The following is a 13919-nucleotide window of genomic DNA, read 5'->3' on the forward strand; positions in this document are numbered from 1 at the left end:
CATGGAGATATGTTCGACCTTCGGAGAAAGGCCCGTCTCAAGTTTCAACGTGCCATGTCCGAGGTTGTCGCCGAGTCCGACCGGCGGTCCCGCGAGCTCACCGAGAACCAGCACGACCAGACCCTCGCCGAGCTGAGCGCGACCAACCAGGAACTGGCCCGGGTGCTGTCCGAGCTGTCCGACGCCCGCATGGAGATCTCCGACGTCCAGCAGCGGCTCGGCGAACTCGAGCAGCAGGCCCGCCGCGACATCACCCAGGCGCTGGACGTGCGGGCCACGAAGGAGGCCGCGGAGTTCGTGCTCGAGCACATGCCGAAGGCGCCCGTGTTCTGGAACCCGCAGGACACGCTGCGGTACGGACTGTCGCAGGTGGAGGTCGAGGGGCTGGCCCTCGAATTCGGGGTGGCGTCGGGCACGACGCTCCGGATCATCGTCGAACAGTTGAAGGACGCCGAGCACGAGGTGTTCGGGTTCGACGTGTTCTCCGGGCTGCCGCAGACGTGGCGCACCGGCTTCCCGGCCGGGGAGTTCGCGCAGGAGAAACTGCCCAAGGTGCGGGGCGCGGAGTTGGTGCCCGGACTGTTCGAGGACACGCTGTCGGGCTTCCTCGAGAAGCACCCCGGACCGGTGTCGTTCGTGCACCTCGACGCCGACCTCTACTCGTCGACGAAGTCGGTGCTCGACCGGCTCGAACACCGACTCGTCGCGGGCACGGTGATCGTGTTCGACGAGTTCTTCAACTTCCCCGGCTGGCAGGAACACGAATACCGGGCGTGGACGGAATTCGTCGACCGCACCGGTGTCGATTTCGAGTACCTCAGCTACACCGCCAACCACGAGCAGGTGGTCGTGCGGATCACCGCACCAGCTTCACCGCCTGGGTGACGTTGAATGTCGCGCGTTCGTCGATCCGCAGTCCGGACCGGGCGAGCGCGGCGAACGCCTCGGTGTCCTCGAAGTGGTACGGCGGCAGTGTCCACACCTCGTTGGACGTGTGCCGGATGATGCGCTCGCTGTCGCGTTCGTAGTCGGTGAAGAACCAGACCACGGTGCACGAGCCGAGGGGGCCGGCGAGGTCTGGGACGGCGAGTTCGTCGTCCCACAGCGACCCCCGGCTCGCGGCGGTAGTTCCGAGCCCGATGTCGCGGGTGCCGTCGAACGCGTCGGGCCGCACGTCCTTCACGAGCCGCAGCGACGTGGGGTTCCACGCCGGTTTGTCGAACAGCACGCAGTCCCCGGGCCGGACGTGCTGCCCGGCGAAGACGTTGACGGTGCTGAAGTCCATGCCGCTGGGTTTCGCCCACTGCTCGCGCTGGGCGACGTACCCCGGCGACGCGGCGACCGCGAACACCGCCAGCACCGCGGCGCACTGCCACCATCTCCGGGTCAGCGCGGCCAGGCAGAGTCCGCCGATCAGGGCCACCGCCGGCGTCGTGAACGTGAAATACCGCGGGAGATACACCGGGCTGCGCAGCAGCGAATAGGCGAGCAGCAGCGCCATCGGCACCGCGATCCACGGCAGCGTGACGGACAGCACCGGGGGCAACCGGCGACCGCGCACCAGCGCCACCGCCCCGGCCACCACCAGCACGGCGAACAGCACCGCGAACCACGGTGCACCGACGAACCATTGGTACTCGGCCACGGCGCGCGGCAGGTGGCCGTCGAGCGGCGGGATCCACGCGACCTGGACGGCTTCCCGGCGCACCAGCGCCACGAACGGCGCCGCGACCACCATCCCGACGGCGGTGGCCGACGCCCATCCGAGCCAGGACCGCCGGGCCGCGCGCAGCAGCAGGAGCGTCAGCAGGTGCGCGGGCACCAGCGTGACGAGGTAGACGAACAACACGATCGACACCACCAGGCCCGCGGCGTACAGCGCCCACAGCCACCACCGCCGGAGTCTCAGTGCCGCAAGGAGAATCACCGTCAACCACACCGCGGCCGCCGCCGTGGCCGCGTACCCGCGGGCCTCCGCGGCCGCCCACGTTACGCTGGGCAGGATCACGAACAGGAGCCCGGACAACACCGCCACCCGCCGGGTCGAGATCAGCGCACCGAGCACCACCACACCCGCACCCGCGGCGCCCACGGCGAGGGCGCTCGGGAACCGTGCCGAGAACTCCGACGCCCCGAACACCGCGAACCAGTACCGCATCGCGACGTAGTACAGACCGTGCACGGCGTCGATGTGGCCGAGCATATTCGACAGGTCCGGCCGGGACCGCTGACTCGAATACAGCGTCGCGACCTCGTCGTACCAGAACGACGGACGCCAACTCCACGCCGCACCGAGCAGCACACCGACAGCGAAGACGAGCAGCGAATCTCGCGACAGCCCACGCACATCGCGGGCCGGCAGCGGTCCGGGCAACGTCACTGACCGTACAGGCGAGCCCAGTTCTCTCGGCTGGTGAGCTGCGGCAACGCATCCCGGTACTGACGCTGCGTCGACGCCGCATCCTCGCGGAACCGCTTCATCAGCTTGGCGGTCCGGGCGGTGAGTTCGCGCGCGGTCTCCTTGTCGCGGCGGCGCACCCGCACCCCGGACTGGGAGGCGTCTGTGATGACGGCGGTGTCGAACAGCGACACGTGCCACCAGTGCGCCTCGGCCACAGGAATACTCGCGACACCGTGCTGGGTGCGGCCGAGCCACTGGTACGCCGCACGCTTGGCGAGGACGAGGTCGATCTTGCTCTTGTCCGGCTCGAAACCGGCGTACCGGGTGACGAGGTCGGAGTTGCGGACACCGGGGATGTTCGTCGCGGGATGCTTGACGGTTTCCGGGAACCGCTTGCGCTCCTCCCGGATCGCCGCCAGCACGGCCTGACCGCCGTCCTCGAGCACCTTCGGACCCTCGAGGAAGTCCTCGATACCGCGAATCATGGTGTACGCCAACCCGTACTGCATCGACACGAGGTACTGGGTGATCTCCCGCGTCATCATCTTGCTCAGCGACTTGGCGTCGAAATCACTGTGCAGCGCGGCGGCGATCAGCGAGTTGCGGATGCTGAAGTATTTGGCCCAGTCGTCGCGGTCCTTCCAGTGGAAGTCCGCGTGCCACACACCGGCATTGGGCAGCGTGACGGTGACGAATCCGGCCGCGCGGGCGCGGATGCCGTACTCGATGTCGTCCCACTGGAAGAACATCGGCAACGGGAGCCCGATCTGCGCGACCACCTCCGCGGGGATCAGGCACGACCACCACGCGTTGTAGCCGGCGTCGACGCGCCTGTGCTGCTTCTTCTTCAGCAGGTTGATGTCGTGCCGCGACCCGGCCGCCCAGCGGCCCGCCTTCAGCTTCGACAGGTCCGCTTCCTCCGCGCTGACGTGCAGGTGCTCCGGGTTCATCAGGTACAGCATCTGCGCCCCGACGAGCGTCGGCTCGGTGGTGACGTTGGCGAACGCGTTCATCCGCAGGATCGACTCCGGCTCGCACAGGATGTCGTCGTCCATCAGGATCAGGTTGGCGTGCTCGTTGATGCCCGACACCTCGTACATGCCGCGGGTGAAGCCGCCGGCCCCGCCGAGGTTCGGCTGCCGCAGGTAGACGAGTTTGTCGCCCAGGATCTCGGCGACCTCGGTGAACTTCTCCCGGTCCGACACGTGGTCGCTGCCCTGGTCGACGACGTAGACGGCGTCGATGCCGGACGCCATCGTCGGGTCGTTCGCGATGGCGGCGACGGTCTCGGCGCAGTCGTCGGCGCGGTTGAACGTGCAGATCGCGATCGCGGCGGGACGGATCACCGACGGCGCGGCGACGGTCCACTCCAGTTCGCTCACGGCGAGGGCGCCGTCGACGGCGGTGAACTCCACCCACAGGGAGCCGCCGTCGAGGTAGGCGTCGAGTTTCGCGGACAGCGTCGCCGTGCCCGTGCCGTCGATCTCCGTCGTCGACAGGATGCGGGAGTTGCCGCCCGAATCGGAGCCGCGCAGCGCCACCACGGCGTGGCCGTCGGCCTCGTGGCGGAAACCGACGGTCACGTCGGTGACCGTGGTCCAGCGCTGGTAGTAGCTGGCCGCGAACCGGCCGAAGTAGGTGTCGGTGTCGACCGTCGCACCCTTCTCGAGGTGCACGACGTGCCGCTCGCGGTGGGCGCGGCCCTTGACGATCCTGGCGTACAGGTCGTCCTTCACCCGGGTGGTCGGTCCCGTGAACAGACCTCGCGCCACCACCAGGCGGTCGGGTGCGCGATGCTCGGTGAGAGCACTCCGGACCGCGGCCGTGCTCCCGTCCACAGGTGCTACCGACGCAGACTCGTTCATAGTGCTCCTACTGTTCCCCGCGAGAGGTGGGCTGGACCGCGCCAACGCGACGGCACGATCCTCTTCTCGGTTCGCAGGGTATCAACCTCGCGGCGCGCTCCCCGACCATGCGAGGCGACCTCCGTCCCGGTGACGGGCCCGCAGCCGGAACAGTCCCACCCCCATCGCGAGCACATCGGCCCTGGATATGCGGGTTTCGTGGCTGTCGTGGTCGGCGCTCAGACGCACCGGCACCTCGACCGGGACGAGGCCGGCCCGCTCCGCGAGGTAGACGAGTTCGGTGGTGAACAGGAACCCGGGCTCGACCAGGTCGGGAACCAGGCCGCGGATCAGGTCCCCGTCCATCAGGACGGTGCCCTGGGGGTCGCCGGTGCGCATCCCGAGGACCACCCGACGCAGCGCCGCGAAACCCCACGTCAGGGTGCCCCGAAGCGCGCCGCGCCGCACCTGCGAGTCGGGGTGGGCCTTGGACCCGATCAGCACTTCGGGCAGCCGGCCGTCGTGGTCGTCGGCGAACTTCTCGGCGCCGTCGAGGTCGTCGAACCCGAACGGCAGGTCGTCGGCGGTCAGCAGGACGTGCGCGCCGCGACTCGCCTCGGCGCCCGCCCGCAACGCGTTGCCCATGCCCTTCTCGCTCCGCAGGACGGTGAGCGTCACGGGCCCGGGCGCCCAGTCCGCGGTGAGGCGGGTGCAGATGTCGACGGTGCCGTCGGTGGAGCCGTTCTCGACGACGATGATCTCGACGTCGTGGCCGGCCAGTCGTTCGGCGACGCGGCGGACGGTCTGCTCGATGACGGCGGCGGAATTGTAGGCGGGCACGACGACGGAGAGCGCCTTCGGCGCACGTGCGCCTTTCTGGTCGTGGGAACAACCGAAAAGGCGCACGGGCGCAGCCTAACTCGTAGGCTCGGAGTCCGTGGCACCCTCCGCGTCCGTGTCCTCGACGTTCACCCGATCGATACGCGGCGTCCCCGAATGGGCGGTGGCACTCGCGGTCGCGGTGGCTGCCGCGGCCATCGCCACGGTTCCCCGGATCGTGTACGACCGCTTCTACTACGGCGGCGACATGCTCGAATCGTTCGTGCCGTCCTGGCACCGGATCGGCGGGGAACTGCTCGCCGGGCGGTGGCTCGCCGTCAATCCCGACGCCTGGATCGGCGGCAACTATGCGGGCGAGGCCGCCTACGGTCTCTACAACCCCGTCAACCTCGCCAACTACATGCTGGCCGCGAAATTCGAGAACCTGTCGGTCGCGTCGTTCGTGATCATGGCCGAGTTCCTCGCACTGTTCGCCCTCGGCACGTACCTGCTGTGCCGCGAATACGGCGCCCGGCGCGGTCCCGCGATCCTCGCCGGGCTGACGATTCCGTTCAGCGGTTTCACCCTGTTCTACGAGGCTGCGGGCTGGCCGTCCGGGATGATGGCCGTCGCATGGGTGACGCTGTTCTGGTGGTCGGCGCTCCGCCTCTCCCGCGGTCGCACGAACCCGCTGATCACATTCCTGATCGGTGCGCTGACGGTGAGCATGGGCAACCCGTACGCCGCGCTCGGCGCCGTGGTGATCCTCCTCGGCCTCGGGATCGGCCTCCTGATCCAGCGGGAGTTCTTCCGGTTGCTCGTGCTCGTGATCACCGGCGCGTGCGCGGGCACCGCCGCGCTGGTGACGTACCTGCCGCTGTTCCTCAGCGTCGACGTCACCACCCGCGCCGGCAGCACCGGCATCTTCAACGACACGTTCCTGCAGCCGCAGATCGGCGGCCCCGCGGGAATGAGCAGCCCGTCGTATCTGCCCGTGATCATGACGTTCGGGGGTCCCGTCGAGGTGATCCCGTCGCTGTACCTCGCGTGGTTCGTGCTGCCGCTGCTGCCGTGGCTGCCGTGGGGACGGATCCGCGCACTGTTCGCGTCCCCGGGGTTCCGCCGCACGCACGGGCGACCGCTCGTCAGCCTGGCGATCATCACGGTCGTCTACTTCCTGTTCACGTTCGGACCGTCGAACGTCGGGATGTTCCGGTGGCCGATCCGCCTGGTCGAATACCTGTACCTGTGCGTGGTGATCGGGCTGTCGCTCGCGCTGTCGCTGGGACTGTCCCGCGACCGGGTGCGCCGGCGGGCGACGGCGTCGGCGGTGCTGATCGCGCTGGGCTTCTACCTGGCGTTCGCGTCCTCCCCGGCCCTGACCGGCAGGCACGCGCTGTTCACGCTGCTCGTCGCGGCGCTGTGCGCGATCGCGTACTTCGCGTGGCGCACTCTGGGCCCGAGCGGTCTCGTCGCCGCCCTCGTCGTGGGAACGGTGGCGGTGACCGCCGCGCAGGTCTGGTCCCTCACCTTCGACGTCGACCGCGACAGCCGCGTCGACCCGTCCAGCACGTCGCTGCTGTCCGCGCAGACGGACCGCTACCAGGGCACCGTCCTGCAACTCGCCGACCTGGCCGACACCTCCCCCGACGACGTCACCGCGGGCAGGATCCTGTTCGGCAACGAGATCATGGCGTCGTCCGCGGAGGGCAGCATCAACGCGTACACCGGCATCGGGTTCACCGAATTCCAGGAGGCCCTGTGCATGGACTATCGGGGCGCCGTCTGCCCCGGCGTGTACGGGGCGCTCTGGCAGCCGGTGAACGCGGACATTCCGATTCCGCTGATCGACTACCTGCGGGTGTCGACGCTGGTGGTGGAGCACCACCTGGTGCCCGAGGTGGAAACGGCGCCGCCCCCACCCGGCTGGCACGTCACCGAACGCAGCGACTCCCGGACGGTGCTGCAGCGCGACCGGCCGCTGACCCTGCCCGGGCGGGTGTCGTTCGTGTCCGGCGGCGTCCGGGTGCTCTCGTCCGACACCGACGCGGCGACGGAGACCGTGCGGGTGACTGGCGGCGGCGGCACCGTCTCGTTCGCCCGCCTCGCGTGGCCCGGCTACTCCGCGACCGTGGACGGCGTGCCGGTGGACGCGACCGCGGGCTGGCACGGTCTGCTCCAGGTGCCGGTGCCGCCGGGCGACCACGAACTGGTCGTGACGTTCCGGCCGCCGCGGCAGAACCTGTCCGTCGCGGCGTTCGGGGCCGCGACGGTCGTGGTGCTGATCCTGTCCGTCGTCGACCCGGTGGTGCGCCGCCGGAAGCTCAGCGGGGCGACCACTCGGACGACGTGAACGCCGACACGTCGGTGGAGCCGGATCCCGCGGCCGCCGCCGACGACAACGCGTCGGCGATCAACTGGTGGCCGATCTGGTTCGGGTGGTCACCGTCGTCGGCCAGCAGACCGGTGGGGTCGCCGTCGCCCCACGTCCCCTTGAACGTGCTGAACAGGTCGACGTACGTGGCGCCCTCCGCGCCCGCGACCCCCGAGATGACGTCGTTGGCGCGCAACGTCAGCGCGGCACTGTCCCGGAGGAATTGCGGGCCGTACAACTCGCGGGCCACGTCGCCGTCCGGGAAGACGTCCCAGTACCCGGTGACCAGCACCGCGGTCGGCTGACCGGCCCGCAGTTCGGCGATGCGGTCGAGCACGGACGTCAACGTGGTCTGCAACTCCGGCAGCACCGGCGCGAAGCAGCCGAGCCCGTCGTCGCCGCCGCAGTCGCCGTCCAGGTAGTCGTCGAGTTCGGTGTAGAAGTCGTTGGCGCCGATCGTGACGGTGACGAGGTCGGCGGCACTCACGGCGTCGGCGTCGTATGCACCGGGTTCGAGGGAATCGAGCAGATCGGTGCTGGTCCAGCCCCCGACACCCAGGTTCGCCACCTGGACGGGCAGCGCGGAGTCGCCGGACAGCTGATCACCGAACAGTTCCACGAACGGTGTGCATCCGGGGCATCCGTCGCCTGCCGGGATCGAATCGCCCAGGCCCACGAGCGTCGCGACCGCGGGCGACTCCGGCTGCGGTTGCGGTTGCGCCACCGGCGGTGTCGTCGACGTGGAACAGCCGGCGAGGAGCGGAATCAGAACCGCTACGGGAACACCGAGAATCCAGCGTCGCACGGGGCCTCCCCATCACGTCCTGCGCCTCGGAGGTAGCGCTCGTCACCGGTCCGCACGAATTCTACCGGCGGTCGCTGTCGGGCGTCGTTCCCCGCGGGACTGTCCGCACGTGCGCCCGCTCGCCCTGGGGACCGAACAGGCTGAGGATCTCCACCGGCTGCGGTCCGGGATTGCCGAACCAGTGCGGCACGTGGGTGTCGAATTCCGCGACCTCCCCCGGCGTCAGGATCACGTCGTGTTCGCCGAGCAGCAGTCGCAGCCGGCCGGACAGGACGTACAGCCATTCGTAGCCTTCGTGGACCTGCAGGTTCGGTACCGCGGCCGGGTCGCCCGGCGGGATCACGTGCTTGAACGCCTGGATCCCGCCGGGCCTGCGGGTGAGCGGGATGATCGTCGTGCCGTTGCGGTCGAGGGGCCGCAGGTGGACGCGCGGGTCGCCGGTGGCGGGCGCGTCGACCAGTTCGTCGAGGGGCAGCTGGTGGGCGCGGGCCAGCAGGAGCATCAGTTCGAGGGTGGGTTTGCGCTGACCGGCCTCGAGCCGCGACAGCGTGCTCACCGAGATCCCGGTGGATTCGGAGAGCTGGGCGAGGGTCGCGCCCCGCTGCTGCCGCAGTGCTTTGAGCCGCGGTCCCACGGCGTCGAGGACGCCGTCCAGATCGGGTAGGTCGTCGTTCACACCACCATTTTGCCACACCGGCAAACATTCTTGCCAGGATCGCGATCTCCCCGGACAGTGGACGTCACGAGGTCGACGAACGAAGGAGAACGCGATGAAAGACAGCTACGACGTGGTGGTCATCGGCGGTGGCGCGGCCGGACTCAGCGGGGCGCTGACCCTGTCGCGGGCCCGCCGATCCGTCCTCGTGATCGACGCGGGCGAACCCCGCAACGCACCGGCCGGGCACATTCACAACTATCTGGGCCGAGAGGGCACCCCGCCCGGTGAACTCCTGGCGATCGGACGCGAGGAGGTCGCCGGATACGGCGGGGAGATCGTGACCGGCACCGTCACGTCCGCCGAAAAGATCGGGGACGGGGAGTTCCGGGTGACGCTCGCCGACGGCCGGACCGTCGGGGCGCGGCGGCTGCTCGTGACCACCGGTCTCGTCGACGTCCTCCCCGACGTCCCCGGGGTGGCCGAACGGTGGGGACGCGACGTACTGCACTGCCCGTACTGCCACGGCTGGGAGGTGCGGGACCAGCCGGTGGGCGTCCTGGCAGGCAGCCCGCTGGCGGTGCACCAGGCACTGATGTGGAGCCAGTGGACCGATCAGGTGACGCTGTTCCTGAACGATGCGAACGAACCCACCGGCGAGGAGTACGAGCAACTCGCCGCCCGCGGCGTCGCCGTGATCGACGGCGCGGTGTCCGGACTCGAGGTGCGCGGCGACCGGCTGACCGGTGTCCGGCTGCGCACGGGCCGGGTCTTCCCCCTCGCCGCCGTGGTGGTCCCGCCGCTGTTCCGGGCCCGCGCCGACTTCCTCACGACCCTCGGCCTCGGCACCACCGAGATGGAGATGGCCGGGCACGTGATCGGCACCGCGGTCGCCGCCGACGCGACCGGCGCCACCGCGGTTCCGGGCGTGTGGGTGGCAGGCAACGTCGCGGACCCGAAGGCGCAGGTCATCGTCGCCGCCGGAGCCGGACTGACCGCCGCCGCCACCCTCAACGCCGATCTCATCGCGGAAGACACCCGCCTGGCGGTCGCCGGAGCGCTCAGCCGGTAGCCGACACGGTCGCCTCGTGGACCACGCGGTGCGCGGGCAGGATCGACTCGCGCTCCGCGTCGGCGTCCCCCTCGCCGCCGACCAGCCCGACGTAATGCGCGAGTTGGGCGGCGAGGGGTTCGTCGCTGTAGCGGATGGTGGGGATCTCGATCACCGTCTGCTGCTTGTACCCGTCGCGGTCGGCGGGGAGGTCGTCGTCGATGTGCCGGTAGATGGTGATGTCGCGGCGCAGCAGGTCGATCTCGATCAGACGGTCCGGTTCCAGCAGCGACAACTGCCGGACCTTCCGCTGACTCACCCGGCTGGCCGAGATGGTGGCCACCGCCCCGGATTCGAACCGCAGCACCGCCTCCGCGCAGTCCTCGGCGTCGTTGCGCCGCGAACCGTCGTGGAAGTAACCGAATTCGGCCTTCACCCCGACCGGTGGCGATCCGACGAATCCGATCGCCAGGTCGACGTCGTGGATCAGCAGGTCCGTCGCGACGCCGGTGGGGATGCGAGAGACGAACGGCGAGTGCCGGATTCCGTTGACCTGCCACACGTCACCGGCGAATTCGCGGGCCGTCCGGACCGCCGGGTTGAACCGCTCGAGCAGACCGCACATCAGCGGGACGCCCGTCGCGGCGGCGCGTTTCACCAGATCGGTGCTCTCCTCGTACGTTGCGGCGAGCGGCTTTTCGACGAGCAGCGGCTTCCCGAGGTCCAGCACGCGGCCCGCCACCTCGTAGTGTGCGGGGGTCGCGGCCGCGACGACGACGGCGTCGATGCCGTCCAGGTCGTCGAAATCCGCGGCCCACGCGGCGCCGAACCGTGCGGCGACGTCCCGTCCGTGTTCTTCCCGCGGTTCCACCAGCAACGCCAGGTCGCACAGCGGCGACTGCGCGAGGACGCGGGCGTGCAGCGAACCCATCTTCCCGGATCCGACGAGCGCGATCCGCGGTCGCGTGGACGTCATCACGCCTCCATCGCCTCGCGGACCGCCGCGACGATCCGGTCGACGTCGTCGGTGGAGAGTGCGGCGTGAACGGGGATGCTGAGGCATCGGCGGGCCACCGACGTCGCGATCGGGGTCGGCGAGACGATCACCCGGGGATGCTCGCGGTAGCAGTCGTAGTCGTAGACGGTCCTCGGGTAGTAGACGCCGCTGCCCACTCCCCGGTCGCCCAGACGCCGGGCGAGGGTGTCGCGGTCGATCGCTGCGTCCGGCGCGAGGACGACGGTGAACTGGTGCCACACGTGCCCGCGGCCCGCGAGTTCCGAAGGCAGAACGAGACCTTCGACGTCCTTCAGCCCCGTCCGCAGCGCCTCCGCGTTGCGCCGGCGCGACTCCACCTGCTGCAGATACGAACCCAGTTGCGGTAACCCGAGACTCGCCTGCAGGTCCGTCATCCGGAAATTCTGGCCCGCCATCTCGTACTCGTAACGCCTGCGCATGCCCTGATTCCGCAGCACCCGCAACCGGTCGGCCACCGCGTCGTCGTCCGTCGTGACCATGCCGCCCTCGGCGGTGGTGAGATTCTTCGTCGCGTAGAACGAGAAGCAGCCGAGCCCGAAACTGCCCGCACCCCTACCGTCGAACGTGGCGCCGTGCGCCTGCGCCGCGTCCTCGACGACGGCCAGTCCCCGGGACTCGGCCAGCGGCATCAGCGCACCCATGTCGGCGGTCTGCCCGTACAGGTGCACCGGCATCAGCACCCGGGTGCGTTCGTTCACGCACTGCTCCGCGACGTCGGGGTCGATCGCGAAGTCGGCCTCCCCGATGTCGGCGAACCGTGCCGTCGCGCCGGCGTCGAGGATCGCGTTGAGCGTGGCCACGAACGTGAACGGGGTGGTGAGCACCTCGTCCCCGGGCTGGAGGTCCAGCACCCGCAGCGCCGCGATCAGGGCGGTGGTCCCGCTGTTGACGGCCACCGCGTGCCGGGTGCCGACGAGTTCGGCGAACCCCTCCTCGAACCTCGCGACCTTCGGTCCCTGCGCGACCATCCCGGATCGCAGGGTGTCGAGGACCTCGCGCTCGACATCCTCTCCGAAGGAAATACTCGAGATCGCGATCACGGTTCCTCCGATAGATTGACGTGCAGTTCACACCGTCTTCACAGATTGCAACCCCTTGAAGGTTCCCACGGTCTGCACGGCTCCTGGAAGGAATCCGAAACTTTCATGACCATCGGTGAAAACTGCGAGATCCACCCGACCGTCGTGATAGGCGACGGCGTCACCGTCGGGGACCGTGTGAGCATCGGACCGTATGCCGTCCTCACCGGCCCCCTCGACGTCGGCGACGACTGCTGGATCGGCGCCCACGCGACGCTCGGGGCGCCGCCGGAGTGGATCGGGAAGACGCATCCGCGCACGTGGACGGAGGTGAGCCCGCACCGGGGTGTGGTGATCGGCGCCGGCACCGTGATCCGGGAGATGAGCGCCGTCCAGCAGGGCGCCGAGCGGCCGACGACCATCGGTCGCGGGGGATTCGTCATGAACCACACGTCCGTCGAGCACGACGTCCGGATCGGCGAAGACTGCGTCCTGTCACCGTCGAGCACCCTCGGCGGTCACGTGACCCTCGGCGACGGCGTCAATATCGGCATGAGCGCGGTGGTGCATCAGCGGCGGGTGATCGGGGCGCGCGCCATGGTCGGAATGGGATCGGTCGTCGCCAAGGACATTCCGCCGTTCGCCACGGTCTTCGGCAATCCCGCCGCCCTGCGTGGCACCAACCGGGTGGGGATGAGCCGGTCCGGGATCGCCGACCGGGACATCGAGGCGGTGGCGAATCTGTTCGCGTCGGGGCGGCTCGAGGCGGACGCGGAACTCCCGCAGTCGCTCGCCGACGCGTTCGCGTGGTGGCGGCAGCTTGCGGTGAAACCGCTCGTTTCCTGATCCTGCGCCCCCTGATTGCTATCGTCGGAAACGAACGCTGCACTGCCGCAGCGCACTGCCGGTGAGGGGGTGGTCCTCGTGGACACCGATCCCGAGATCGTCCCCGACCGCGGCGGCCGCGCTGTTCTGATGAACGCGCTGCGGGTCCTCGTCACCCTCGCGATCGTCGTCGCCGTCGTGTTTGCCGTGAAGTCGCAGTGGGCCGAGGTCCGGGACACGATCACCCAGCTGGACTGGTGGGCGCTCGCCGCCTCCGCGGTGTTCGTGTTCCTCGGCATGGGTGCCGCAGTGCGCGCGTGGCAGCACGCGCTCGGCGCCCTCGAACACCCGATTCCCGCGTTCGACGCCGCCCGCTGCTATCTGGTCGGCCAGCTCGGCAAGTATCTGCCGGGCAGCGTGTGGGCGTTCGTCCTCCAGACCGAACTCGTCCGCCGGGCCGGGGTGTCGCGTGCCAACGGATTCGTCGCCGTCCTCGTCACCGTCGGGCTGAGCATCACGTCCGCGCTGGTCGTCGGGCTGCTGGCGCTGCCGGCCCTGTTCCACATCAGCACCGTCGCGGCGGTCGCGGTGATCGTGCTCGTCCCGATCGCCCTCGTCTGCTGCTATCCCCCGATCCTCACCCGGCTGGTGAACCTGGCCCTGAGGATCCTGCGGCGCGCCCCGCTGCACCGGCAGTTGACGATGCACAAGATCGGGCGGGCGCTCGGCTGGTGCGCCGTCAGCTGGGTGCTGTACGGCGTGCATCTGTGGCTCCTCGCGTCGAGCACGTCGGGGTTCGCGGTGGGCACCCTGGTGCAATGCATCGGCGCGATCGCCCTCGGCATGTGCGCCGGGGTGCTGGTGGTCGTCGCACCGTCCGGCATCGGGGTCCGCGAGGCCGTCGTCGTCGCGGCGCTGTCGCCGTTCATGGACAGCGGGGTGGCGCTCGGGCTGGCCCTCGCGTCCCGCCTGGTGTTCACGCTGTGCGAGGTGCTCGCCGGCTTCGTCGCCGCGGTCGCCGGCTCGCGTTCGCTGCGCAACGCCCTCGTGCACGAGGATTCCCGGGTGCCGCAGCCGTCGTGAGGAGACC

At 69.7% G+C, this 13919-nt stretch carries 12 protein-coding genes; 5 read left to right on the forward strand and 7 right to left on the reverse strand.

What is annotated here, in order from left to right:
- The first annotated feature begins 9 nt into the window (after positions 1-9).
- Positions 10-885: a class I SAM-dependent methyltransferase gene (locus JWS13_RS22495; protein WP_206007532.1), complete on the forward strand. Its 876-nt coding sequence runs from the start codon at positions 10-12 to the stop codon at positions 883-885.
- On the opposite strand, the gene JWS13_RS22500 is transcribed toward JWS13_RS22495, so the two are convergent.
- From JWS13_RS22500 to JWS13_RS22510, 3 genes are all read right to left on the reverse strand, one after another.
- A complete protein-coding gene (locus tag JWS13_RS22500) occupies positions 857-2380 on the reverse strand; it encodes a glycosyltransferase family 39 protein (protein ID WP_206007533.1) in 1524 nt (507 codons plus the stop codon). The two genes, JWS13_RS22495 and JWS13_RS22500, sit on opposite strands and share 29 nt — an antisense overlap.
- A complete protein-coding gene (locus JWS13_RS22505) occupies positions 2377-4266 on the reverse strand; it encodes a glycosyltransferase (protein ID WP_206007534.1) in 1890 nt (629 codons plus the stop codon). The genes JWS13_RS22500 and JWS13_RS22505 overlap by 4 nt, the downstream gene beginning before the upstream one ends.
- A gap of 81 nt (positions 4267-4347) precedes the next feature.
- The gene (locus JWS13_RS22510) at positions 4348-5151 is read right to left on the reverse strand and encodes a glycosyltransferase (RefSeq protein WP_206007535.1); all 804 of its coding nucleotides are present in this window, start codon (positions 5149-5151) and stop codon (positions 4348-4350) included.
- Between the two features lie 49 nt (positions 5152-5200).
- On the opposite strand from JWS13_RS22510, the gene JWS13_RS22515 reads away from it, so the two are divergent.
- A complete protein-coding gene (locus JWS13_RS22515) occupies positions 5201-7417 on the forward strand; it encodes a glycosyltransferase family protein (protein ID WP_206011691.1) in 2217 nt (738 codons plus the stop codon).
- Here the strand turns inward: JWS13_RS22515 and JWS13_RS22520 are convergent.
- Together JWS13_RS22520 and JWS13_RS22525 are read right to left on the reverse strand one after the other, a co-directional pair.
- Positions 7389-8243 (reverse strand): SGNH/GDSL hydrolase family protein, encoded by an 855-nt coding sequence (locus tag JWS13_RS22520; protein ID WP_206007536.1) that lies wholly within the window; start codon positions 8241-8243, stop codon positions 7389-7391. The genes JWS13_RS22515 and JWS13_RS22520 overlap by 29 nt on opposite strands.
- A 61-nt stretch (positions 8244-8304) precedes the next feature.
- A complete protein-coding gene (locus JWS13_RS22525; RefSeq protein WP_206007537.1) occupies positions 8305-8919 on the reverse strand; it encodes a helix-turn-helix domain-containing protein in 615 nt (204 codons plus the stop codon).
- A 94-nt stretch (positions 8920-9013) separates the two neighbouring features.
- Between JWS13_RS22525 and JWS13_RS22530 the strand changes: the two genes are divergently transcribed.
- Entirely contained in the window at positions 9014-9970 is a 957-nt protein-coding gene (locus JWS13_RS22530) for an NAD(P)/FAD-dependent oxidoreductase (protein WP_206007538.1), read from the forward strand.
- Here the strand turns inward: JWS13_RS22530 and JWS13_RS22535 are convergent.
- On the reverse strand, positions 9960-10925 hold the full coding sequence (locus JWS13_RS22535) for a Gfo/Idh/MocA family protein (RefSeq protein ID WP_206007539.1): 966 nt from the start codon (positions 10923-10925) through the stop codon (positions 9960-9962). The genes JWS13_RS22530 and JWS13_RS22535 overlap by 11 nt on opposite strands.
- Positions 10925-12025: a DegT/DnrJ/EryC1/StrS family aminotransferase gene (locus JWS13_RS22540; RefSeq protein ID WP_206007540.1), complete on the reverse strand. Its 1101-nt coding sequence runs from the start codon at positions 12023-12025 to the stop codon at positions 10925-10927. Before JWS13_RS22540 ends, JWS13_RS22535 begins: the two co-directional genes overlap by 1 nt.
- Positions 12026-12130: 105 nt before the next feature.
- Here JWS13_RS22540 and JWS13_RS22545 point away from each other — a divergent pair, with 105 nt between their 5' ends.
- Both JWS13_RS22545 and JWS13_RS22550 read left to right on the forward strand, forming a co-directional pair.
- On the forward strand, positions 12131-12850 hold the full coding sequence (locus tag JWS13_RS22545; RefSeq protein WP_206007541.1) for an LbetaH domain-containing protein: 720 nt from the start codon (positions 12131-12133) through the stop codon (positions 12848-12850).
- 69 nt (positions 12851-12919) lie between these two features.
- Positions 12920-13912, forward strand: coding sequence for a lysylphosphatidylglycerol synthase transmembrane domain-containing protein (locus tag JWS13_RS22550; RefSeq protein ID WP_206007542.1), 993 nt, complete (start codon positions 12920-12922; stop codon positions 13910-13912).
- Positions 13913-13919: the final 7 nt, after the last annotated feature.

This window comes from Rhodococcus pseudokoreensis (genome assembly GCF_017068395.1).
Taxonomy (GTDB): Bacteria; Actinomycetota; Actinomycetes; order Mycobacteriales; family Mycobacteriaceae; genus Rhodococcus_F; species Rhodococcus_F pseudokoreensis.